The sequence below is a fragment of the Pseudomonas sp. SA233 genome, from assembly GCF_054792385.1.
Genome location: NZ_CP096449.1, coordinates 1,166,941 through 1,189,425 on the forward strand (window position 1 = coordinate 1,166,941; position 22,485 = coordinate 1,189,425).

Here is a 22,485-nt window from a genome sequence, read left to right on the forward strand (position 1 = left end):
GCGACCACTCCTGTAAGGTCATGAAAAGGAAAGACAATCCTGCCGCGCGCAGATGACGTACACATGACGAACGGTCACTGCCATCTACCTGCAACACCGGGCGTGTTGACTGGCGTCTTTATTCGGCGACAGAGGCAGGCAAGGATGGGTGGCAGGCAACAGCAGGGCGCGGCCCTGCTGATGGTGATGGTGGTGCTGGCGATGCTGGCGGCGGGCATGGCCTGGCTGGTGGAAGATGGCCGGCGCCAGGTCGATGATGTGCGCCTCTTGCACCAGCGGGTGCAGGCGCGAGCGATGGAGCAGGCCGGCCTGGCCTATGCCGAGCAGGCCCTGCGTGACCCCGGCTGGCGGCTTAGCCCGCTGTTCTGGCAGGCCTTGCGCGGGCAGCCGTTGAACTACGATTTTGGCTCCGGCCAGGCGCAGTTGCGGGTGCGCGACCAGCACACCTGTTTCAATGTCAATGCGTTGCTCGGTGCTGACGGCGAGCGGGCTGCGCGCCAGTTGCGCTACCTGCTGGGCGACGACATGGCTGCCGAGCGCCTGGTCGATGCCCTGGCCGACTGGCTGGATGCCGACAGCGATGCCCGCCTGCAGGGCGCCGAGAGCGCCCAGTACATGCGCCAGCAACCACCACGCCTGGCAGCCAACCAGCCGATGCTCGATACCAGCGAGCTGAACCTGCTACTGGAGCCGGACGCCAGCCGCCAAAGCCGTTACCCGATGCTGTGCGCCTTGCCTCAGACCACCGGCTGGCGGCTGAATGCCAATGCCCTGGGGCTGGAACATCTGCCGTTGCTGGAAGCGCTGTATGAAGGGCGTTATCCGCGCTCGTTGCTCAGCCGCATCGTCAGTGGCCGGCCGGCGTCGGGTTATGTGGATGCAACTGCGCTACGCCAGGCCCTCGGGGCGGTGGATGACGAAACCTTCGAACGGTTGAGCGAAGGGCTGCTGCTGAACAGCGGGTATTTCCTGTTGCAGCTGTCGTTCGCGGAGGAGGGGCGGGTGATACGCAGCGAGTTCCAGGTGGAGGCGCTGGGGGTGGTGCAATGGCATGCGCGGGTGCCTGCGCAGCAGGTGCGGGTGCGTAGCCGGGAGCCGATTGTTCGGTAATATTCACCGGCCTCTTCGCAAGTAAACCCGCTCCCACAGGTACTGCAAAGTGTTCAAAAACTGTGCGGTCCCTGTGGGAGCGGGTTTACCCGCGAAGAGGCCGGTACAGCCAGCACAAGGCTGACTGACCGGCGCCCTGTCAGGCGGTGCCGATCTCCCCGCCATCGATACGCTGGATCACCACGGTCGCAGCCCGCGGCCTTACCGTGGCACCTGCCGGGGTGGCATCGGTGGCCTTGTCGGTATACGGCCAGTTATCCGGGTGCTGGATGTTGACGAACAGCGTCTTGTTGTCCGGGGTAAAGGTAATCCCGGTCACTTCGCAGCCATTCGGCCCGACGAAGAAGCGGCGCAGGTCCACCTGGTTCTGCGCGTTCACCGGCACCTGCTTGCCGCTGGCATCCACCAGGTTGGTGGGGATCACAGCCAGCAGCTGGTCGTTGGTGTAGTCCGTCACGGTGCTCTCGCCGTTGTCGGTCTCGAACCACAGCACGCCACGGCTATCGAAACTCATGCCGTCCGGGCTGGCGAACTGGTTCAGTTCGGTCAGGCCGGAGCGGTTGATGTCGGCGGTGCCGGCAGCGTTGGCGCCGAACACGAAGATGTCCCAGGTGAAGCTCAGCTGGTCGTCGCTGTCGTGCCAGCGGATGATGTGGCCGTGACGGTTCGGGCCGCGCGGGTTGGCTGCATCGACCTTTTCCGGGGTGCGCGCGCTGTTGTTGGTCAGGGTCAGGTACACGTCGCCGTTCAGCGGGTTGACCGTGGTCCATTCCGGGCGGTCCATCGGCGTTGCGCCCACGGCATCGCCAGCACCACGGGTGTTTAGGATGATGCCCGGCAGGTCGCCATACAGTGCACCCAAGGTGCTGCCGCCAGTGGTCGCAGTGCCCACGTCCAGCAGCAGCCAAACGCCAGTGCCGTCGGCATTGAAGCGGGCCACGTACAGCTTGCCCTGGTCAAGGTACTTGGCGCCGGTGGCCAGGCGGTCGGCCGGGTTGGCGTCGGCGGCGTCCCACACCGCGGTGGACACCCACTTGTACAGGTACTCGTTGTTCGAGTCGTCACCCATGTACCAAACCAGCGGCTTGCCGGCGACGGGCAGGCCTGGGGCGCAGCCTTCGTGGCGGAAGCGGCCCAGCGCCGTGCGCTTGGTGGCCAGGGTGTTGCTGTTGTACGGGTCGATTTCGACGATGTAGCCGTAGGTGCTGGCTTCGTTGCGGTAGTCGTCGGTGGCGCTGGCGCCTTTGACGGTGACGTCGAAACGGGCGAATTCGTCATCCACTTCGCTGCTGTCACCGGCTGCGGTTTCCCACTTGTACTGGCCGCTGGAGGTGCCCACGCCAATACGGCGCTGGTCTTCGGGGCGGGTGCCCTTGTTGACGAAGATGCCTGGCCAGTTTTCTTCACAGGTCAGGTAGGTGCCCCATGGGGTGTAGCCGTTGCCGCAGTTGTTGTTGGTGCCGCGGCAGTGGGTGCCGGCGGTGGAGTACTTGGTCTTGACGTGGTCGGTACCCCGCAGAGGGCCGCTGATTTCCATGCGCGAGGCAGTAGTGAAGCGGCGGTTGAGCGGGTCGTTGTCGACCACCTGCCAGCGGCCGCCGATTTTCTGCAGGCGCACCACGCCGGCACCGTGGGCGTTGATTTCCTTGCGCACTTCCTCGACCGGGCGCTTGCCGTTCACATCGGTGGTCGGGCCGGCCGGGTGCAGGGCGGCGGTGTCGATGTACTCGAAGTTGATCGCCAGCAGGCCGTCTTCGGAGCTGCCGTTGATGGGGAAGAAGTGCATGCCGTCATGGTGCATGCCCATGGCGTTGGCCTGGTCGGTCGAGGTGTTGCTGCCGTCGGATTTCCACGGGTTGCCATTGCTGTTGATCGGCGTGCCCCAGGGCGCCAGCACGTAGGCGCTGTAGCCGGCGGCTACCACGCAGCCGTCGGTGCGCGAGCCCGGAATGGACTGGAAGCCCAGTGCCAGTTTCGGCACTTCCGGCTCAGTCACGGGTGGCTCGGTGACCGGATCATCGTGATCGGAACCCCCGCCGTCGAAGCAGCCTGTCAGGCCGGTACCGGCAATCATGGCGATGGCGGCGCCCAGGCTGCCACGCATCACGCTGCGGCGGCTCAGGTAGGCGTCCATGACGCTGGCCATCGGCAGGTTGCCGCTTTGGTTCCGGTCCAGGTTGTCGCCGGTATCTCGACTCATCAGGGTGTCCTTATGTTGGCTGAGTTGGAGGAACCGCGACTTTAGTGCGCAAATATGATGATTCATTGGCAGAAATGTTAAAGGGGTTTTAAAACAACTCGCTCTTAGAAGTGTGCTCTACAGATCAATTTGGAATGGCTGTCGGATTTCTGCCATCAAACTGTAATGCCAACGCCGCAACATCCGGTGCCCTGAATGAACATGGATAAGGATGGCGGGTTCGATGGCAAGCAGTGTGCACAGGCGCGAAGTGATCGGCTGGATGGGTATCGGCGCCTTGGCACCGTTGCTCGGCGCCTGTTCCGCCTTCCCTGGGCAGCAGGGCGGCAACGCCAGCCTCGACCTGCTGTACGTGGCCGATACCCTCGATGCCCGCCAACCGGGCCAGGCCGTGGTGCCGGCCACCCGCCTGGGGCCGGTCAGCCACCTGGGCCGCGCACCATGGATGACCGGCAGCAGTGCCAGTATCGCCTACCCGCAACTGGCGCCACTGCTCGATGCCAGCCAGGCTGCATCTGCCCAGCTGGGCGGCTATGCGGTGCTGGCGGCGTTGCTCGAGCAACTGCGCGGCGAGGCTGGGGCGGGCAACAGCCTGACCCTGGAAAACGGCCAGGGCTGGAATGGCAGTGGCCTGGCCTACCTGACCCAGGGCGAAAGCGGCCTGCAGGGCAGCCAGCTGCTGGGCAGCGAAGCGCGGGTCAGCAGCGACGAGCGCGTGCTGTGGCCACAGCGCAGCCCGGCGCTGTATCGCCAGGCTGGCTCCGTTACCCTGGGCGCCGGGCTGGCAGACACGCAACGCCGGGCTTTGGGCCTGGAAGCCTTGCACGTCTTCGAACGTGGCGGTGCACGTATTGCTGTGGTCGGCGTGACCGACCCCTACGCCCAGGACCAGAAAGCCTCTCTTAAACAGTGGTACCAATCATTGCAGCCGGTGTTCGAACAGGCGCGGCGCGATGCTGACTTGGTGGTAGCCATGGCCGATGTCGGTACCGGGCCGGGCCTGTGGCTGGCCGAGCGGGTGCCGCAGATCGACGTGTTGCTGTGCGCCCGCGGCCAGGACCTGTGGCCGGCGCCTGTCGAGGTGAGCCAGGCCAGCGGCCGCCGCGTGCCGGTGCTGTTCGCTGGGTGCCGGGGCAGCGGCGCCTTCCGCCTGCGCTGCCAGCGTGTGGCGGGGTTGTGGCAGTTCGATGGGCGTTTCTACCCGGCCTTTGAGCACCAGCTGGCACCCGCCGCGCAGCAGCGTATCGGGGCATTGCAGGCAGAACTGCGCCAGCAGCGCGCCGGCCACGCGGCCTGGCTCGATCAACCGCTGGCCCGCGCGCCCCAGGCGCTGTGGCGCCGCGACACCCGAGGCGGCAGCTGGGACCGTCTGCTGCATCAGGCCCTGGCCGATGACAGCAGCATGCCGGTGCTGCTGCCGGGCCTGCGCTATGACTACCCGCTGCCCGCCGGGGCGGCCATTACCCGCGAACACCTGATCAGCCTCACCGGTGGCTACCCGGCACCGGTGGTCGAAGCGCCGGCCCGGCAGGTCGAACAAGTGCTGGAAAACGCCGCGGAGCAACTGTTCGGCGACCCGCTGCTGCTGGACAACAGCCAGGACCTGCCGCGCTGGCAGGGCCAGGCCTGGCGTGTCAGCTACAGCCCGCAAGGCAAGCGCATCAGTGGCCTGGAACCGGTGCAGGGCCTGTGCCGCACCTTTGGCCTGCAATTCGAAACCCAAGCTGGCGAGCCGCTGTGGCAACGGGTCGAAGCCTGGCTCGCCCGCCAGGCGAGCGACTGGCAACTGGCGCCGCTGCAACTGCCCGAAGTGCGCTACGTGCAGGGGCACCCGGGCTGGCACCCAAGGCAACTGGCCTCGTGATGCTCGCCTCGCGCCTTCTGACTGGCGCTGGCCTGACCCTGGCCGGCTGGCTGGCCGCCCAGTGCGTGCTGCAACTGGGCCGCCAGCCGCAACCGGCCACTGCGCCTGCCGTGGCCGACAAACCGTTGCCTGGCTTGATGGTCGGCCATTGGCAGGTACCCGTCGACGACGGTGCCATCGCCATCACCCGCCTGCCGTTGCAATACCTGGGCGGCCTCAAGGCCCAGCCGCTGGGCTCCAGCGTGGTGGTGCTGCGCTATGGCGAGCAGGTGCGCACCTTGGCCCGCGGCCAGCGTCTGGCGCCAGGGATCGTGCTGCAGGACATCGACAGCGATGGCCTGATTTTCAACAACCAGGGGCGGCGTGAACGCCTGCCCTGGCCGCCACGCCCCGCCGTGACCGGCTTCAAGCGGCAAGGATGAACGATGCCTGTTAGATATTGTGTGGCGGCCGCGCTGAGCCTGGCCCTGTCCATGGCTTGTGCTGAAGAGCCGGTGTTCGACGACAACGGCACGCCGATGTACGAGGTGAACTTCGTCGACACCGAACTGGGCGAGTTCATCGACAGCGTGTCGCGCATTACCGGCACCACCTTCATCGTCGACCCCCGGGTCAAGGGCAAGGTCACCGTGCGCACCGTCGACCTGCACGACGCCGATGCCATCTACGACATCTTTCTGGCCCAGCTGCGCGCCCAGGGCTACGCCACTGTCGACCTGCCCAACGGCAGCGTGAAGATCGTTCCCGACCAGGCCGCCCGCTTGGAGCCTGTGCCGGTGGAGGCGGGAGGGCAGCAGGGGGAAGGCAGCGACAGCGTGGCCACGCGGGTATTCAATGTGCGCAACGCTGCCAGCGAGCAGGTGCTGGGCATTCTCAAGCCCCTGATCGACCCACGGGTCGGTGTGATCACACCTTATCCGGCAGCGCACCAGTTGGTAGTTACCGACTGGCGCAGCAACCTGGAACGTATCGCCAGCTTGCTGCGTCAGCTCGACCGCCCCCAGGATGCACCAGGCAGTGGCAGTACCCAGGTCATCTACCTGCGCCATGCCAATGCTGGTGAAGTGGTCAAGGTGTTGCGCGGGCTCAGCCAGGAAGGCATGGCGCCCTCTGAAGGTGCGGGCGAAGGAGAGGGCAAGGAAAGGCCCGTAGTGCCTGTCGCCGGAGGCTCGGGCATCCGCCTGGAATACGAAGAAGGCACCAACGCCGTGGTCATGGTCGGCCCCGACAGCGAGCTGGCTGCCTACCGCGCCATCGTCGAGCAGCTGGACATCCGCCGAGCCCAGGTAGTGGTGGAAGCGATCATCGCCGAGGTGTCCGACAGCAGCGCCCAGGAGCTGGGCGTGCAATGGCTGTTCGCTGACGAGAAGTTCGGTGCCGGCATCGTCAATTTCGGCAGCAACGGGGTAAACATCGCCAGCATCGCCGGGGCCGCTGCCAGTGGCGACAACGAGGCCCTTGGCGATTTGCTGTCCAGCACCACCGGCGCCATGGCGGGTATCGGCCATTTCGGCGGCGGCTTCAATTTCGCCATGCTGGTCAACGCGCTGAAGGGCAAGAGCGGCTTCAACCTGCTGTCCACGCCCACCCTGCTGACCCTGGATAACGCCGAGGCGTCGATCCTGGTCGGCCAGGAAGTGCCCTTCGTCACCGGATCGGTGACGCAGAACAACGCCAACCCGTACCAGACCATCGAGCGCAAGGAAGTCGGGGTGAAGCTGCGCATCAAGCCGCAGATCAACATCGACAACAGCGTGCGCCTGGACATCGTCCAGGAAGTGTCGTCGATTGCCGACACCACGGCTGCCAGCGACGTGATCACCAACAAGCGCGAGATCAAGACCAAGGTCATGGTCGAGGACAACGGCCTGGTGATCCTCGGCGGCCTGATCAGCGACGAACTGAGCACCAGCGACCAGCGTGTGCCGCTGCTTGGCGATATCCCTTACCTGGGCCGGCTGTTTCGCTCCGACGCCACGAAGAACACCAAGCAGAACCTGATGGTGTTCATCCGCCCGCGCATCCTGCGTGACGGGCCGAGCCTGGCCGGGCTCAGTGAAGACAAGTACCGTACCTTGCAGCAGACCACGCCGCTGCAGTTGCCCGACCTGGCTGATGCGCAAGGCGCTACGCCGCTGCTGCAGGTGTTCCCCTCCAGCCGCGCACGGCTGGAAGGCGGTGACTGGTGATGCTGTCTTATCGCCAGGCGCGGCAGAGCGGGGTGGCCATGGCACCGGCGGAGCACGGCTGGCAGCTGTGGCTGCGGCCCGACGCCGACAGCGCCCAATTGCAGGAGCTGCTGCGCGTGCACGGCCAGCCCAGCCTGCTCGAATACCTGGAGCCTGCACTGTTCGACGAACGCCTCGGCCAGCTGTACCAGGCCGGCGATGCTGCCACCGAGGCGCTGATCGAGGGCATCGGCGACCAGGTCGACCTGGACAGCCTGATGAGCGAAATGCCGCGCATCGAGGACCTGCTGGAAAGCGACGACGAAGCCCCGGTAATCCGCCTGATCAACGGCCTGTTCGGCCAGGCCCTGCGCCTGCGCGCTTCGGACATTCACATAGAAACCTTCGAGCAGAGCCTCGTGGTGCGCCTGCGGGTCGATGGCCACCTGCGCGAAGTGTTGCGCCCACCGCGTGCGCTGTCGGCCATGCTGGTGTCGCGGATCAAGGTCATGGCCCGTCTGGACATCGCCGAAAAGCGCCAGCCCCAGGATGGCCGTATCACCCTGCGTGCGGCGGGGCGCGAAGTGGATGTGCGGGTCTCGACACTGCCCGGCATCCACGGCGAACGGGTGGTGATGCGCGTGCTCGACAAGCAGGCCAGCCTGCTGGCGCTGGGCAACCTGGGCATGCCGGCGGCGGTGTTGCAGGGCCTGCGCAGTTGCCTGGCACGGCCCAACGGCATAGTGCTGTCCACGGGGCCGACCGGTTCGGGCAAGACCACTACCCTGTATGCCAGCCTCAACAGTCTCAACGACGGCAGCCGCAACATCCTCACGGTCGAGGACCCGGTGGAATACGCTATCGCCGGCATCGGCCAGACCGCCATCAACCCGCGTGCCGGGCTGACCTTTGCCAGTGGCCTGCGTGCCATCCTGCGCCAGGACCCGGACGTGATCATGCTCGGCGAAATCCGTGACCAGGAGACCGCGCAGATCGCCGTGCAGGCCAGCCTCACCGGTCACCTGGTGTTGTCCACGCTGCACACCAACAGTGCGGTGGGCGCGGTGACCCGCCTGCGCGACATGGGCATCGAACCGTTCCTGATTGCCTCGTGCCTGCGCGGCGTACTGGCTCAGCGCCTGGTGCGGCGCTTGTGCAGTTGCGCCGTGGCGCACCCGCTGCAGCCGGCGGAACGCGACCTGTGGCCCGAACTGGCGGCGCTGGGCAGCAGCTACCACGCGGTGGGCTGCGAGCAATGCCAGGGCAGCGGGTATGTCGGGCGCCTGGGCCTGTATGAATTCATCGAGCTGGATGCCGGGCTGATCGGCCTGTTGTACGACGGCGCCAGCGAACTGGCCATGCTGGACTACCTGGCCGGGCGCCGGCAGAGCCTGGTGGCGATGGCCAGTGACTGCCTGGCCCGTGGCGAGACCAGCCTGGCCGAAGTACTGCGCGTGGTGCAGGGCTGAGCCATGCCGACCTATCGCTACCAGGCCGTCGACCTCGCCGGCAAGACCCACAAGGCCAGCTTGCAGGCCGACAGCGAACGTCATGCCCGCCAGTTGTTGCGTGAGCAGGGCCTGTTCGCCCGCCGCTTGCAGCGTCACGAAGTCGGCACCCGGCAACCCCGGCGCCAGCGCCTGAGCCGCGCCCAGCTGTGCGAACTGACTCGTCAGCTGGCCACCCTGACCGGTGCCGGTATCCCTCTGGTCGACGCCCTGGCTACCCTGGAACGGCAACTGCGCCAGCCCGCCTTGCACAGTGTGCTGGTGGCCTTGCGCGGCTCGTTGGCCGAAGGCCTGGGCCTGGCTCGCAGCCTGGCACGTCAGGGGGCACCGTTTACCGGCCTGTACTGCGCGCTGGTCGAGGCCGGCGAGCGGTCCGGCCGCCTGGCCCAGGTGCTGACCCGCCTCGCCGACCATCTGGAGCAGGTTCAACGACAGCAGCACAAGGCACGTACCGCGCTGATTTACCCCGCCGTGTTGATGGGGGTGTCGCTTGCCGTGGTGGTAGGCCTGATGACCTTCGTGGTACCCAAGCTCACCGAACAGTTCGCCCATGCCGGGCAAAGCCTGCCGCTCATTACCTCGTTGCTGATCGGCCTGAGCCAAGGGTTGGTGCAGGCCGGGCCCTGGCTTCTGGCGCTGGCCCTGTTGCTTGGAGCGCTCGGCGGCTGGTTGCTGCGCAAGCCGCACTGGTGCCTGCGCCGTGACCAGCTGCTGCTACGCCTGCCACATATAGGCAACCTGCTGCAGGTGCTGGAAAGCGCGCGCCTGGCACGCAGCCTGGCAATCCTCAGCGGCAGTGGCGTGGCCCTGCTCGAAGCCCTGCAAGTGGCCACCGAAACCGTCGGCAACCGGCGTATCCGCCTGGCCATGGAGCAGGTGCGCCAGCAAGTTCAGGGCGGCACCAGCCTGCATCGCGCGCTGGATGTCAGCCAGCAGTTCCCGCCGCTGCTGGTGAACATGGTCGGCAGCGGCGAGGCCAGCGGCACCCTGGCCGACATGCTCGAGCGCGTGGCCGATGACCAGGAGCGCGGCTTCGCCCGCCAGGTCGATACCGCCATGGCGCTGTTCGAACCCCTGATGATCCTGGTGATGGGCGCCGTGGTGCTGTTCATCGTGCTGGCGGTGCTGTTGCCGATCATGCAACTCAACCAGGGCCTGCAACTGTGACGACAAGGAGTACTGCCATGCAGCATCGACGTAACCGCCAGCGCGGTTTCACCCTCATGGAAATCATGGTGGTGATTTTCATCATCGGCCTGCTCATCGCCGTGGTCGCGCCCAGCGTGCTGGGCAACCAGGACAAGGCCATGAAGCAGAAGGTGATGGCCGACCTGGCCACCCTGGAGCAGGCGCTGGACATGTACCGCCTGGACAACCTGCGCTTCCCCAGTAGCGAGCAGGGCCTGGCCGCGCTGGTGAAAAAGCCGGCCCAGGAGCCGCTGCCACGGGCCTGGCGCAGCGACGGCTACGTGCGCCGCCTGCCGGAAGACCCGTGGGGCACCCCTTACCAGTACCGCATGCCCGGCGAACATGGCCGGGTCGACGTGTACTCGCTGGGTGCCGACGGGCTGCCGGGCGGCGAAGGCCAGGATGCCGACCTGGGTAACTGGGAGCTGTAACGGGTGCGTCGTCAGCGGGGTTTCAGCCTGATCGAATTGCTGGTGGTGCTGGCCATCGCCGGGCTGATGACCGGATTGGCGGTGGCCGGGTTCGGCAACAGCCAGGCCAGTGTCGACCAGGCGCTGCAACGGCTGGCGAGCGAGGCCCGGTCGCAGGCCGTGCTGGCCCGGCATGCCGGGCAGCTGCGCGGGCTGCGCTGGAATGGCCAGCGTCCGGAGTTCGTCCGGCGCGAGGGTAATGGCTGGGTGGTCGAGGCAGTCGCCCTTGGTGACTGGCCCAAGGGGCTGCGCCCGGACTGGCCGGCCAGCCCGCAGCCGCGCCTGTTGTTCACTCCGCATGGCTGGGCGCAACCAGGCAACGTGCGCTGGCGTTGGGCCGATGGCAGCCAGCAATGGGCCTGGAGCCGCGATGGCCGCTTGCAGGTGGTGGTCGCCCCATGAAGCGGCATCAGCGTGGCTTCACCCTGCTGGAGGTGACCGTGGCCCTGGCGATTGTCGCGGTGCTGGCGGTGATCACCAGCCAGGTTTTGCGCCAGCGCCTGGAGGTGCAGGACAACCTGCAGCAACACCGCCTTGGCCTGCTATGCGCGCGAGAACTGCAAACCCGCTTTGCCGTCGAGCAGTACTGGCCGGCGGAAAACCAGGTTGGCGGTGAACTGAGCCAAGGCGGCCAGCGCTGCCACTGGCAACTGCAACTGCGCCGCACCGGCGTACGCGACCTGCGCCGTGGCGAGCTGCTGTTGTTCGCCGACCGCGACCAGCGCCTGCCGCTAGGCCAGTACACCGTGTTCCTGGAGCGACCATGAGTTACAGAAACCGTGAAGCTTGTGCGGTCCCTGTAGGAGCGGGTTTACCCGCGAAGCAGGCAACGCGGTGGATGGCACCGGCTTCGCCGGTGTTCGCGGGTGAACCCGCTCCCACAGAGGCCCGGTTCCACCCCGCGCAGATGCCTGCCCCGGAGCGGCCATGAGTTACAGAGACCGTGAAGCGTGTGCGGTCCCTGTAGGAGCGGGTTTACCCGCGAAGCAGGCAACGCGGTGGATGGCACCGGCTTCGCCGGTGTTCGCGGGCGCGCCCGCTCCCACAGAGGCCCGGTTCCACCCCGCGCAGATGCCTGCCCCTGGAGCAGCCGTGAGTTACAGAGACCGTGAAGCTTGTGCGGTCCCTGTAGGAGCGGGTTTACCCGCGAAGCAGGCACCGCGGTGCATGGCACCGGCTGCGCCGGTGTTCGCGGGTGAACCCGCTCCCACAGAGGCCCGGTACCACCCCGCGCAGATGCCTGCCCCTGTAGGAGCGGGTTTACCCGCGAAGCAGGCACCGCGGTGCATGGCACCGGCTTCGCCGGTGTTCGCGGGTGAACCCGCTCCTACAGATGCCCAGTTCCACCCCGCGCAGATGCCTGCCCCTGTAGGAGCGGGTTTACCCGCGAAGCAGGCACCGCGGTGCATGGCACCGGCTGCGCCGGTGTTCGCGGGCGCGCCCGCTCCCACAGATACCCAGTTTCACCCCCCGCGCAGATGTCTACCCACGAGGCACCGCCAGGCCGGCCTTACCCTGATCGAGCTGATGGTCGCCCTGGCACTTACCGCCGTACTCGGCATCATGCTCGCCGCCCTGGTCAACGGCTGGCTCAAGGTTCGCGAACGCCTGCAGGTCACCAATCAGGAAACCTCGGTGCTGGATTTATGCCTGGCCCTGGAGCGTCGCTTCGACAGCCCGGTAATGCGCCGTGTCTACGACCAGCGCCTGCCCTTGGCCAGCCGCTGGCTGGACTGGCAACCGGCAAGCAACCAGTTGCTCTGGGTCGCCATTACCGGCATGCCGGAAGCCGAAGGCGGCTCGCGCCTGCAGCGCCAGCGCCTGCGCTTCGAGGCGCGTGAGCAGCGCCTGCTGCTGGAAAGCTCGGCCGATCTCTATGCCGCCGCCGCCCCACGCTGGGTCCAGCGCGAGCGGCTCGACCGGGTCAGCGCCATGAATGTTCTTTATTACCAGGGCGGCCGCTGGCTGGCCTGGCCTTCCGACCAACCTGCGCACCCCGGCCGTGGCGTGCGTCTGGAACTGCAGCGTGACGGAGCACCCTATGTCTGCACTTTCGCGCTCCCGTGGGGGCGCTCATGAAGTTTGAATGGCGGCGGCGCAGCCCGGCCCAGTCGTGGCTGTTGCTGCGACCGGGCGTTGCCTGGCACTGGGCGCTGGCCGAGGGCGGCCTTGTGCAACGCCATGGGCAGGGCGAGCCCCCGGCGAACCTGCAGGCCCGTGTGGCGTTGATCCTGCCTGCCGAGGCCTGCAGCTATTTCCGCGTGCCGGCACCGCCCGGGCTCAAGCGTGAAGAATGGCCGCTGTTGCTCGAAGACCGTTTGCTGCAGGCCGTCGACGAAGTGACATGTGCCTGCCTGGCTCGCGAACCAGGCCACCTTCGGTTGCTGGTAGTGGCCCGTCAGCAACTGGACGACTGGCGCGGGCAGTGCGCCGAATGGGGCTTGCAGGTGGCACGTTGCTGGGCAGAACTACAGCTGCTGCCGCCGCCCGAGGCGGGACGTGCCTGGCAATGGCAGCGCACACCCGGCATGTATTTGTACAAAGGGCTGGCCGAAGGCGGGCAGGAGCACTGGCTGGCCTGGCCGGATGCACTGGGCGAGGTGCCACGGCAACCGTGGGCGGAGCTGCAAAAGGTTTCGCTGAGCGGCGACTGGCCCAGTACGCTGGCACCGCTCGATTCATTGCCCGGCCTGTTCGAGCGTACCCGCAAGGTGCGTTCGCTGCCGGTGGTGTCCCGGCCGCAGCAACGGTTGCTTACGGCCTGCCTGGTACTGGCTGCCGTCTGGGGCGGGCTGTGGTTGAGCAAGCAGTGGGCCCAGGCGCAACTCTGGCGCAGCCAGGTCATCGCCGTGACCGGTGAGCAGGCCAGCCCCCGGCACGCCGCGCAGGCCCTCAAGCGCCTGGGCGAAAGTGAATTGCAACAGCAGCTGCGCACGCGCCAACTCGAAGACCTGCAGGCTGCGTTGCAGGCCTGGCTGCGTGACCACCCCGGCTGGCGCCTGCAAGCGGTACGCTTCGATGGCCAGCGCTGGCACTTGCGGCTGGAAGGCGAGGGCGGTGCGCCGCCATGGAGCGACATGGCGACAGCCGCCGGGGCCTCTGTCCAGGTGCAGGACGGCCAAGTGGTGTTCGACCTGGGAGCAGCCTCATGAACCGGGACTGGATACAGCGTCACCGTTTGAAGTTCGCCTGGCTACTGATTGCTGTTTTGCTGGCCTTCCTGGCCCTGCGCGCAGGCCTTGCGCAATGGCGCGAGCTCAGCCAGTGGCGCGGGCTGGCCGAACAGGCGTCCAGCCTTCAAGGCGGCCCGGGGTTGAGCCTGGAGCGGCTACGCCAGTCGGCCCAGGCGCGGCAGATCGAACTGGCCGAGGTCGATGCGCAGGGCAAGACCTGGCAACTCCGTGGGCAGGTGGCCGACGAGCGAGTGCTGCAAGGCTGGTTGCAGACCCTGCGTGCAGAAGGCGTACAGCCATTGCAGTGGGGGCTGGAACAGCATGAAAAGAGATTGCGCTTCGACCTGGTGGTGCGGCCATGAGCCGAAGAAGTGTGGCGTGGGTACTGTTGGTATTCACCGTGACATTGCTGGTGGAACTGCCGGCCAGCTGGGTGGTGCGCGGGATAGGCCTGCCAGCGCGCGATGTCAGCGGCAGCCTGTGGCAAGGCCAGGCGCAGCAACTGGGGCCGGTCGGGCCATTGCGTTGGGCGGTGCAGCCCTGGCGCATGCAGGCGAACGCGCAGCTGGGCTTCCAGGGCCAGGCCTGGCAGTTGCGCGCCGAAGGCTGGCCATGGCGCTGGCGGTTGGGGGCGACGGCCATGGGTGCCCAGGCGACGGTGACGACGGATTTCCGCTTGGCCGGCCAGTGGCAAGGCGCGTTGCGGGTGCAGGGAGCAGGGCGGCAATGCCGTGCCAGCGAAGGCCGCATGACGGTAACCGACCTTGCCTTGAGCGAGCCCTGGTCACTGGGCCTGGGGCAGGGCTGGCTGGAAATGGACTGCCGCAGCGGCTGGCACCTGCGCGGGCAGTTGGCGCAGCCGGGGCAGCATCTGTTGGCCGTGGATGCTGACCTGCCAGCACGCCGGGCGCAAGTGGTGGTGGAGTTGCAGCCAGAAGCGGCGCTGACGCCTTTGCTGCGTGGGGTGCAGTGGCTTGGGCCGCAGGCGCTGGCAGGGCAGCGGGATTTGCGCTGGTAGACAGGTGTTATCGCCGGCAAGCTGGCTCGGCTCTTACAACTTATCCAATCGACTCTGACGCGTCCTTTGTAGGAGCAGCCTTGTGCTGCGAAGAGGCCGGTTCGAGCAATAATCAGGCTTTGTCAGTACCGGCCTCTTCGCAGCACAAGGCTGCTCCTACAGAAACTCACTGAACCAATGAGTTCCATGAGAGCGGGTTTACCCGCGAACACGGGCGAAGCCTGTGCCCTCCAGCGCGGTGCCTGCTTCAGTTTTTCTTGCCCTGCACACTCGAAGCCCACTGCTCACTGCGATTGTGCCCACTGGTCCTCAACAACCCCAGGTCCAGTGCATTTTCCCCATCCGCCGCACCCTTGCCCTTGGCCATTTCGGCCACCGCGGTGCCCAGGTCCACTGGCGAGTTGGACGCATCGATCGACACATCCCGGCGATAGTCGTTACCGCTCAGTGTTTCCCGGCTAACCGAGTTGGCGTCGAGTACCACATCGCCTTTGGCCGACTGCAAGCGTGCCCCCACCAGCTGAGCGTTGCCACCAACCTGCAGGTCGATGCCGTCGCTACCTTTGAGCGTGGCCTGCTGGCCTACGCTGTCGCGCTGCACGTGCGACACGTCGAGGCTGAAAGTGGGCGACAGCCCCGGGTCTGCCTTGCTCAGGGCGGAGCCAGCTTTTTCATTCACCTTGCTCCCCAGTGGCCCTGCCACCGAAGTGGCCGCGTTGACGTAGCCCCGCGGGTTTTTCTCCTGGCTCAGGCGGGCATCACCTTTCACGCTCAGGGTATTGACGCTGTCCTTGCGGCTGGCGATACGCAGGTCGCCATCGATCATTCCCTTGATATGCCCAGCTTCCACGGTGGCGCCTTCGAGGCGAGTATCGCCGCGGCTTTGCAGGTCGATGCGCTCGGCGCGCAGGTCGCTGGCATTCCAGGTGAGGTTGTCGCGCTTGTCGAGCTCCACTTTGACGCGGCCATGCAGGCTGCGAGTATCGAGCGCGCCCTTGGCCATGTCGAAGCCGGCCCCGGCGGTGATGTCGAGGTTGTCACGTCGCTCCTGGCTGGATGACGCTTCCACCAGCATGCCGCCATTCGATGCGTCGAGGGTTATCTGTTCGGCCAAGGCCTGCAGGCCCTCAAGGTGCAGGGCGACATTCTCGCGGGCGCTGCTGCCCAGGGTCACTGTGCCGTTGCTTGCGAACAGGGCATTCACCGCCTGGCGTGCCTCTTCATCCTGCTTGCCGTGGCTGAAGTGGCCTCCGATGGCACCGCCCTTGGTGTCGCCAGCCTTGACCGCCAGCTCCACGCCGCCGCCCATCTTGGCGCCGGTAGCGTTCTGGGTATCGCTGGCCGCCTTGACCTGCAGCCGGCCGCCGCTTTGCAGTTGAATGTCGCCGGTCTTGGCCTCACGGCTGCCAATGCGGGTGCCTTCGAGCAACAGGTCGCCGCCACTGCTCAGTTGTACCTGGCCCTTGGCGTCGATCTGCGCCACCTGGGCCTTGCGCTGTGTGCTCTGGCTCTGGCCATGGTCGAGGTAGCCCCGGCCATCGACGCCGGTGCTGCCCGGGCGGTTGCCGACCTTGGCCCAGGCATTGCCGTCGAGCTGGCGTGACTGCTGTTCGACCTGGTCGGTTGCCTGGGGCAATGTCAGCGAACCGGCACTGCTCATGACCACGCTGCCTTCACCGCCATCGATGCGCGTCCCTTCATAGTGGCCTGAGCTGCCCAATTGCACCTGGATGCCCTGTTGCCCATACAGGCTGCCGGGTACGGCGCTGCTGGTGCTGTCCTTTTTGTCCAGCGAGCCGCCTTTGCCGGCGGCGCGTACATTGAGGTCTTCGCCGGTGCTGGTGTCCAGGCGAACATCGCCGCCGTAGGCCAGGCGTTGCACGGTATTTTCCTGGGTGTTCTCGGCCGCCTGCATCTGGTGTTGTCGGGCCTCGATCTGCAGCTTGCCGGCGTTGGCGCGCCAGGCGGTGCCCTGGTCAGTGATGTTGTCGGCCTTGACTTCAACCTTGGCCCCGGACAACTCGCTCACCTGGGCAAAGCCGCGGCGCCGGTTTTCCAGGCGCTTGAGGTGGTCCACGGTCATGTCGGCGCCAACGCTGGGCGGCGCCATGGCGTCTTCGGGGGAGGCTTGCTGGAAGCGTGCGGCTTCTTCGCCCTGCACCAGGCGTTCGATGGGGCGGGTAAGGTCGCGATACTCGACACTGGCGCCGAGGCTGCCCGACCAGTCGTCACGGCTTTGTTCACGTTCCTCGATATCCTGCACCGCGCGGTTGTCGATGTGTTTGGCCGTTACCTGCAGAGTGTTGCCAGCCTTGACGCGTGCGGCCTCGGTGACCAGTTCATCGCCTTTGAGCTTCAGGTCGCCGCTGGCCTGCAATGTGCTGCGTTGCGCCTTGCTGTCGCGTTCAGTCTGCACCTGGCGGTTGTGATGGCCTTCGAACAAGCTGCCCAGCCGGTCGATGCCGCCGGTCACCGTCAAGCCGCCGCCACTCTGGGTGGTGCTGGTGGTGGTGTCGTGGTAATTGCGGGTTGCCCCCAGGGTCACCTTTTGCGCCTGCACATCGAGGTCGCCTGCGGCGGCCTTCACAGTGGAACCGTTGACCTGCAGGTGAGCCCCGCTGCCAAGGCTCACCGAAGCTCCCCCGAGCTCACTGGCGACCTGGCTGGTGGTGCGCTGCCTGCTGCTGGTGGTGGCGACGTCATAGGCAATGCCGGCCGAGTACTGGCGGGACTCGGGCTTGCCATCCTCGGCCTCCTGGGTCTGCTTGGCGCTGGCAGTGAAACCACGTTGCTGGTTACGGGTTTCGCGCTCGTCAACCGCTTGCGCGCTGGTAATCAGCAGGTCGCCCTTGGCCTCTACCAGCAGGTGCTCGCCCGCTACGACCTTGGCGCCCTGGATGCGCATTTCCTCGGCGCTGGCCAGGCGCAGATTGGTGGCCGAGCTGACGTCGCTGGTAAGCACCTGTTGCGTACGCTCGGTGTTCTCGCGGTCGCTGCCAATCAGGCCGAACAGCTTGCTGTCGCTGGTACGGTCGGTAGAGGTGGTTCGACCATGGTCGGCTTCGATGGCCAGTGAACCTTTTGTGCTGTAGAGCACCGAGTCCTCCTTGCCGAACACGGTACTGCCCTTGATGGCTACCTGGTCAGCTGTCACGGTAAGCTTGCCATCCGCCGTGACACTGCTGCCGGCAACGGCCTGGCCTTCGCTTTCGTTACCCTTGCGGTCGCCAAAGAAGGTGCCGGATACCAGGTCGCCGCGATAGTCGCGCCGGGTACCGCGCTGCTGCAGGGCGGTGGTAGCGATGTTTGCCTCCTTGGCTTCTATCGCCATGTCGCCGCGGCTGTGCAGGCTGCTCCCCTTCACATCGACAGTATTCTTGGCCTTGAGCGTCATGCGCTGGGCCTGGAGCGCACTGCCTTGTACGGTTTCCTTGTACTGGTCGGTATCACTGTCACCGCGCCACAAGTCCTTGCGGTGGCGAACCTGCTCTTCGGTGTGCTGGCTGTCGATGCCGGCAGCGATGGCCAGGTTGGCGCCGCTGTCGAGGGTCAGCTCATTGCCAGCATCCACCTTGGCAGCCACCAGGCGCATGTCGTCAGCGGATTGCAGCAGCACGCTGTCCTTGCCTTGCAAGCGGCTGCCCTGTTGCTGTTGCTGGGTGGTGGTAGTTTCGCGGTTGTAGGTTTCGCGGGTGACGAACAGGAACTTCTTGTTCCAGCTGTCGCTGTCGCGCTCGATGTTCTCGCGGGTTGTGGCATCCAGCGTGAGCTTCTTGCCCGCCTTGGCCTCGATTCGCCGAGCCTGCCCATCGACGGTTTCGAGTGTCAGATCATCGGCAGCGGTCAGCCGCAGATCGCCCTGTTCGCTATGCAGTTCGACGGGGCTGTCGGCCTTGCCGCTGACCTGCAGGGCGCCGGCCGACTGGATGTCGACCCCGTCGATGCCAAGCAGCTGCGATGCCCCCACACGCACACCAGCACCTTCTGCCGTGCTCACCACACGAATGCGCCCGGCGCGCATGGCACCGAACAGGCTGGCATCGATGCTGGAAGGGGTACCGGGCAGGTGCTCGACAATTTCGCCGCTGCTGCTGTCGATGCGGTTGCGACCCACGGTGATATCGATGGAGTTGCGCGCCATCAGCAGCCCTTTGCTGTCCACGCGCGGGGCAATCAGCTCGAGGGCGCCGTTGGGGTTTCGCTGGCCGCCCTCGAGCACTTGCAGGGTACCGCTGGCGTTCAGCGTGTCGAGGAACTTCAGTTGCTGGCCGTCGAACTCGGGGGTGCCCACCACGAAGCCGGCGCGCGTGGTGTTGATGAAACTGCCGCCGTTGAGGGTGATGCCATTGGGGTTGGCCAGGATGTAGTCGGCCGGGCGCCCGAAGATTTCCTGCGGCCCTTCGATCAGCGAGGCGTTGCGGCTGACCACCTCGTTGAGGATGGTCGAGGCGGCCTGGCCCTGGAATTGCGGGTTGGCCGCCAGGGCACCGGCCAGCTCCGACTGCCCGGCCTGGGTGGCATTGTTCAGCACCACCCCGGAGCGGTCGACGTTGTAGTCGAGGAACTGGTTGTGCGACAGCCCGTTGCTGTTTGGCGCGACAATATCGATGACCGGGACGCCGTGGCCGTCGTTGATGACCGGTGTGCCGCCGGGGCCGCTGGTTGCTGTCAGGCCGCCCTGGGCCAGTGCGGCGCCGGGTCCGAGCAGGGCGAGGAAGATGGCCCAGCGCAAGGTATCTGGGCGGGAAGACGACTGCGAGAGTGTTTGCATGTTCTCGTTCTCTTTGTTGTGGGTGAATCAGATGTTCAGGGCCAGTTCCACTACCCAGAAACCGGGTTCCAGCAGCGGGCGGGGTAGGTCGCTGGCGTACAGCGCGCGTTGGTAACCCAGGCGCAGGTGGCTGCCGGGCAGGCTCAGTTCGGCACCGGCGGTGGCCCCGGCAAGGCGTTGTGAAGGCTTGCCTTCGGCAGTGCGGGTCCAGCCCAGGTCCAGGCCGATGTAGGGGCGTACTTGCAGGGGAGCGGCCCAGCCCCCCGGCAGCGGCTGGCTGACGGTGTTGCGCCAGACGGCGCTGCTGGCACCGGAGTAGGTACGCAGGCGAAACCCGCGCACGGCCGAATCGTCGCTGGCCAGCAACTGCTCGACGGCGGGTAGCGGGTCACTGCTGTATTGCAGAGCCAGTTCGCTCTGCCAGCGCCATGGGTGGCTGGCCGGGCCCTGGCGCATGTGCAGCAGGTTGGCGCGGTACTTGCGAAAATCCGGGCGCAGGCGTTCCGCTCCCAGCGGTGAGCGGTCGGCGCCGAAGGCATCGATGCCCTGGGCGACACCGAGGTAGCCATTCCACAGGCCGCCCTGGAGCCACAGCAGGTTGATACCCGCTTCCACGCAGACCAGGGTGGGGCTCTGCTGGACGATCACCGCGCCCGCGCTGCGGTTGACCATTTGCTTGCGGTCAAGCCGGGCGCTGGCGCTGAGCATGCCTTGCTGGTTGCGCCACAGCACCCGTTCGACGCTCAGGCCCTGGTAGCTGCTGCTGCCGTCGGCTACCTGGCGGCTGTGGGGGAGCGGCGCCTCGTAGCGCAGCTCGCTGGCGCTGAGCGCGAAGGTCCAGGCGCCGTAGGGGATGCTGTAGTACAGCGAGATGCCTTGGCTTTGCCCGGGCGCATCGAGCACCGTACCGTTCAGTGACAGGCGCAGGTCATCATTGAGGCCCAGCGGGCTGTCCAGGCCGAAGCCTAAGTTCAGGCGATGACGCCCGGTCAGGTCGCTGCCGCGGTTGTCGAAGCGGCTGTCCAGGTGCCCGCGCGAGGCCACCTTGCGCGGCTGCACGACAACCCGGGTGCTGCCCTGCAGTTCGCCGGGCAGCAACTCTGCGGACAGGTCATAAGCGCGCAGTCGGTTGAGCTGGTCGAGGCCTTGCTCCAGGGCTGGCAGGAACAGTGGCTGCCCGAGCAGGCCGGGAAAGGCGCCGGGGAGGGACAGGGGCAACTCGGGGCCGGCCATTTCGATGGACTCGACGAACCCCTCGACGATGACCAGGTTCAGCGGTGCGCCGTCTTGTGGCGGTTGCTGCAGGTAAGGCCGGCTGGTCGGGTATCCGGCTTGCACATAGCGCTGGGTGATGGCTTTCAGCAGCCCGTTGATTTCCGCGATGCCCATGCACGGGGTAATGAACCTGCGAAGGGTTGGCGTTAGCTCCGAGTCGGAAAGCTTGCGGTTGCCGGCCACGCGTACGCCGGTGATGGCCCAGCAGCGCTGGTCGTGGGGGAGGGGTGCGGTGGCGTCGTGGCTTTCGGCAGGGGCGGGCTGGCGCTGCCAGCGTTCCAGGCGCTGTTGCTGTTCCAGCTGTCGCAGCCCGCGCTGCTGATCGCGCAGTTGCTGGCTGGCCGGGTCGTCGGCCAACGCCTGTGGTGCGGCCAGCAAACCTGACAGGCAGCAGGTGAGCGCCCAGCAGGTGGCGCGATGAATGTGGAACGGCATTGAAGCACCCCGCAAATGATGTACGGATTTCGTACTCGTCTGCGTGGATGCTAAAAATTAAGGGGTTCGCCTGGATGCAGTACCCGGCCTAAGCGCTTGTAGGGCGCGTTCTTGCCTGATGGTGGGAAGCTTCCTACAGCATCAGTTGAAAGGCCCGCTATCAGGGCCGAATTTCGATCAACGTGCCATCCCGCACCAGGTCCCACACTTCCTGCATGTCGCGGTTACGCATGGCAATACACCCATCCGTCCAGTCCAGGGTGTGGAAGTACCACTCCGGATACTCGTCGTTGATCGGCGTGCCATGGATCATGATCATGCTGCCGGCACTCACCCCTTCACGAGTGGCACGGGCCGCGTCGTTGATGTTCGGGTAGTTGATGTGTATGGCCAGGTTGAAACGGTCGCTTTGCTTGCGCCAGTCCAGCCAGTAAAGGCCCTCGGGGGTTTTCTTGTCGCCTTCGCGCTCCTTGGCGCCTTTTGGCTGCTTGCCCAGCGAGATGCGGTAGGTCTTCAGCGGTTCGCCACGGCTGATCAGTTGCAGACGGCGCTCGGACTTGATCACCAGCACCTTGTCGATCAGCGGTTGCATGGCCTGCTGCGAAGGCGACGGGGTTTGCACTGCCGGCTGGGGCTTGCGGATGATGGTCTCGGTGAAGGCCGCCTGGGACACCGAGGTAACGCAAAGGCAGAAAAGGGCAAGCAACCAGCGCATGTAACGGTATCCCTGAAGGCTTCTAGGTGGTGGGCGAGACGTTCATCGGCGGCAGGTATTCATGGCCTATGGGGTAGTGCTGCCTGATGCGATCGCGATAGTAGCATTCTAGTGTGCGAGTGACGGTGCGGAAAGCCAGCTCGCCCCACGGAATCTCATGTTCCTCGAACAGCCGCACCTCCAGGCTTTCGACACCGACAGCGAAATCAAGGTCCGCAAGCTCGGCGCGGAAGAACACGTGCACCTGGTTGATGTGTGGCAGGTCGAACAGCTGGTACAGGCTCATGCTGCCGACCCGGGCGCAGGCCTCCTCGACGGTTTCGCGACGGGCGGCCTGGTCCAGGGTTTCGCCGTTTTCCATGAAACCGGCGGGCAGGGTCCAGAAGCCGCGGCGTGGCTCGATGGCGCGCCGGCACAGCAGCACCTGGCTGCCCCAGGTCGGCAACACGCCGGCGACGATGTTGGGGTTCTGGTAGTGGATGGTCTGGCAAACCTCGCAGACATACCGCAGGCGGCTGTCGCCCTCGGGGATCCGCTGAGTGACCGGCTGGCCGCACGCGCTGCAGAATTTCATGTGTCGTTCCTTTTGC

At 66.1% G+C, this 22,485-nt stretch carries 18 protein-coding genes; 13 read left to right on the top strand and 5 right to left on the bottom strand.

Annotated elements, in window-relative coordinates; all coding sequences use genetic code 11:
* The first annotated feature begins 144 nt into the window (after positions 1 to 144).
* Positions 145 to 1,110 (top strand): type II secretion system minor pseudopilin GspK, encoded by a 966-nt coding sequence (gspK, locus tag M1D87_RS05405; RefSeq protein WP_123083882.1) that lies wholly within the window; start codon positions 145 to 147, stop codon positions 1,108 to 1,110.
* A gap of 139 nt (positions 1,111 to 1,249) precedes the next feature.
* Here gspK and M1D87_RS05410 read toward each other — a convergent pair whose 3' ends face one another.
* Complete coding sequence (locus M1D87_RS05410; RefSeq protein ID WP_123083883.1) at positions 1,250 to 3,310, bottom strand: PhoX family protein; 2,061 nt, start codon at positions 3,308 to 3,310, stop codon at positions 1,250 to 1,252.
* Positions 3,311 to 3,533: 223 nt separating this feature from the next.
* On the opposite strand from M1D87_RS05410, the gene M1D87_RS05415 reads away from it, so the two are divergent.
* The 12 genes from M1D87_RS05415 to M1D87_RS05470 all read left to right on the top strand — a co-directional run bounded on the left by M1D87_RS05415 (position 3,534) and on the right by M1D87_RS05470 (position 14,699).
* Positions 3,534 to 5,174 carry a bifunctional UDP-sugar hydrolase/5'-nucleotidase gene (locus M1D87_RS05415; protein ID WP_123083905.1) on the top strand — a complete coding sequence of 547 codons (1,641 nt, stop codon included), beginning with the start codon at positions 3,534 to 3,536 and terminating at the stop codon, positions 5,172 to 5,174.
* The gene (locus M1D87_RS05420; protein ID WP_003257988.1) at positions 5,171 to 5,596 is read left to right on the top strand and encodes a hypothetical protein; all 426 of its coding nucleotides are present in this window, start codon (positions 5,171 to 5,173) and stop codon (positions 5,594 to 5,596) included. Before M1D87_RS05415 ends, M1D87_RS05420 begins: the two co-directional genes overlap by 4 nt.
* A 3-nt stretch (positions 5,597 to 5,599) precedes the next feature.
* On the top strand, positions 5,600 to 7,363 hold the full coding sequence (gene gspD / locus M1D87_RS05425; RefSeq protein ID WP_182329109.1) for a type II secretion system secretin GspD: 1,764 nt from the start codon (positions 5,600 to 5,602) through the stop codon (positions 7,361 to 7,363).
* Positions 7,363 to 8,811 (top strand): GspE/PulE family protein, encoded by a 1,449-nt coding sequence (locus M1D87_RS05430; RefSeq protein ID WP_123083885.1) that lies wholly within the window; start codon positions 7,363 to 7,365, stop codon positions 8,809 to 8,811. The genes gspD and M1D87_RS05430 overlap by 1 nt, the downstream gene beginning before the upstream one ends.
* Before the next feature lie 3 nt (positions 8,812 to 8,814).
* A complete protein-coding gene (gspF, locus tag M1D87_RS05435) occupies positions 8,815 to 10,017 on the top strand; it encodes a type II secretion system inner membrane protein GspF (RefSeq protein ID WP_123083886.1) in 1,203 nt (400 codons plus the stop codon).
* 17 nt (positions 10,018 to 10,034) lie between these two features.
* Positions 10,035 to 10,469, top strand: coding sequence for a type II secretion system major pseudopilin GspG (gene gspG / locus M1D87_RS05440; protein WP_013971171.1), 435 nt, complete (start codon positions 10,035 to 10,037; stop codon positions 10,467 to 10,469).
* A gap of 3 nt (positions 10,470 to 10,472) precedes the next feature.
* Positions 10,473 to 10,910, top strand: coding sequence for a type II secretion system minor pseudopilin GspH (gene gspH / locus M1D87_RS05445; RefSeq protein WP_039612779.1), 438 nt, complete (start codon positions 10,473 to 10,475; stop codon positions 10,908 to 10,910).
* Complete coding sequence (locus M1D87_RS05450) at positions 10,907 to 11,275, top strand: type II secretion system protein (protein ID WP_123083887.1); 369 nt, start codon at positions 10,907 to 10,909, stop codon at positions 11,273 to 11,275. The genes gspH and M1D87_RS05450 overlap by 4 nt, the downstream gene beginning before the upstream one ends.
* Before the next feature lie 760 nt (positions 11,276 to 12,035).
* A complete protein-coding gene (locus M1D87_RS05455; protein ID WP_183596521.1) occupies positions 12,036 to 12,587 on the top strand; it encodes a type II secretion pathway protein XcpW in 552 nt (183 codons plus the stop codon).
* Positions 12,584 to 13,660, top strand: a complete 1,077-nt coding sequence (gspL, locus tag M1D87_RS05460; RefSeq protein WP_123083890.1) for a type II secretion system protein GspL — start codon at positions 12,584 to 12,586, stop codon at positions 13,658 to 13,660. The genes M1D87_RS05455 and gspL overlap by 4 nt, the downstream gene beginning before the upstream one ends.
* Positions 13,657 to 14,043 carry a type II secretion system protein GspM gene (gspM, locus tag M1D87_RS05465; protein WP_123083891.1) on the top strand — a complete coding sequence of 129 codons (387 nt, stop codon included), beginning with the start codon at positions 13,657 to 13,659 and terminating at the stop codon, positions 14,041 to 14,043. The genes gspL and gspM overlap by 4 nt, the downstream gene beginning before the upstream one ends.
* Positions 14,040 to 14,699 carry a general secretion pathway protein GspN gene (locus tag M1D87_RS05470; protein WP_123083892.1) on the top strand — a complete coding sequence of 220 codons (660 nt, stop codon included), beginning with the start codon at positions 14,040 to 14,042 and terminating at the stop codon, positions 14,697 to 14,699. The genes gspM and M1D87_RS05470 overlap by 4 nt, the downstream gene beginning before the upstream one ends.
* A 247-nt stretch (positions 14,700 to 14,946) precedes the next feature.
* On the opposite strand, the gene M1D87_RS05475 is transcribed toward M1D87_RS05470, so the two are convergent.
* The 4 genes from M1D87_RS05475 to M1D87_RS05490 form a co-directional block, all read right to left on the bottom strand.
* Entirely contained in the window at positions 14,947 to 19,470 is a 4,524-nt protein-coding gene (locus tag M1D87_RS05475; protein WP_421091595.1) for a hemagglutinin repeat-containing protein, read from the bottom strand.
* A 27-nt stretch (positions 19,471 to 19,497) separates the two neighbouring features.
* Positions 19,498 to 21,180: a ShlB/FhaC/HecB family hemolysin secretion/activation protein gene (locus M1D87_RS05480; protein WP_123083894.1), complete on the bottom strand. Its 1,683-nt coding sequence runs from the start codon at positions 21,178 to 21,180 to the stop codon at positions 19,498 to 19,500.
* A gap of 160 nt (positions 21,181 to 21,340) precedes the next feature.
* A complete protein-coding gene (locus M1D87_RS05485; protein WP_013971179.1) occupies positions 21,341 to 21,895 on the bottom strand; it encodes a L,D-transpeptidase family protein in 555 nt (184 codons plus the stop codon).
* 22 nt (positions 21,896 to 21,917) lie between these two features.
* The gene (locus M1D87_RS05490; protein WP_061303194.1) at positions 21,918 to 22,469 is read right to left on the bottom strand and encodes an NUDIX hydrolase; all 552 of its coding nucleotides are present in this window, start codon (positions 22,467 to 22,469) and stop codon (positions 21,918 to 21,920) included.
* Positions 22,470 to 22,485 lie beyond the last annotated feature (16 nt).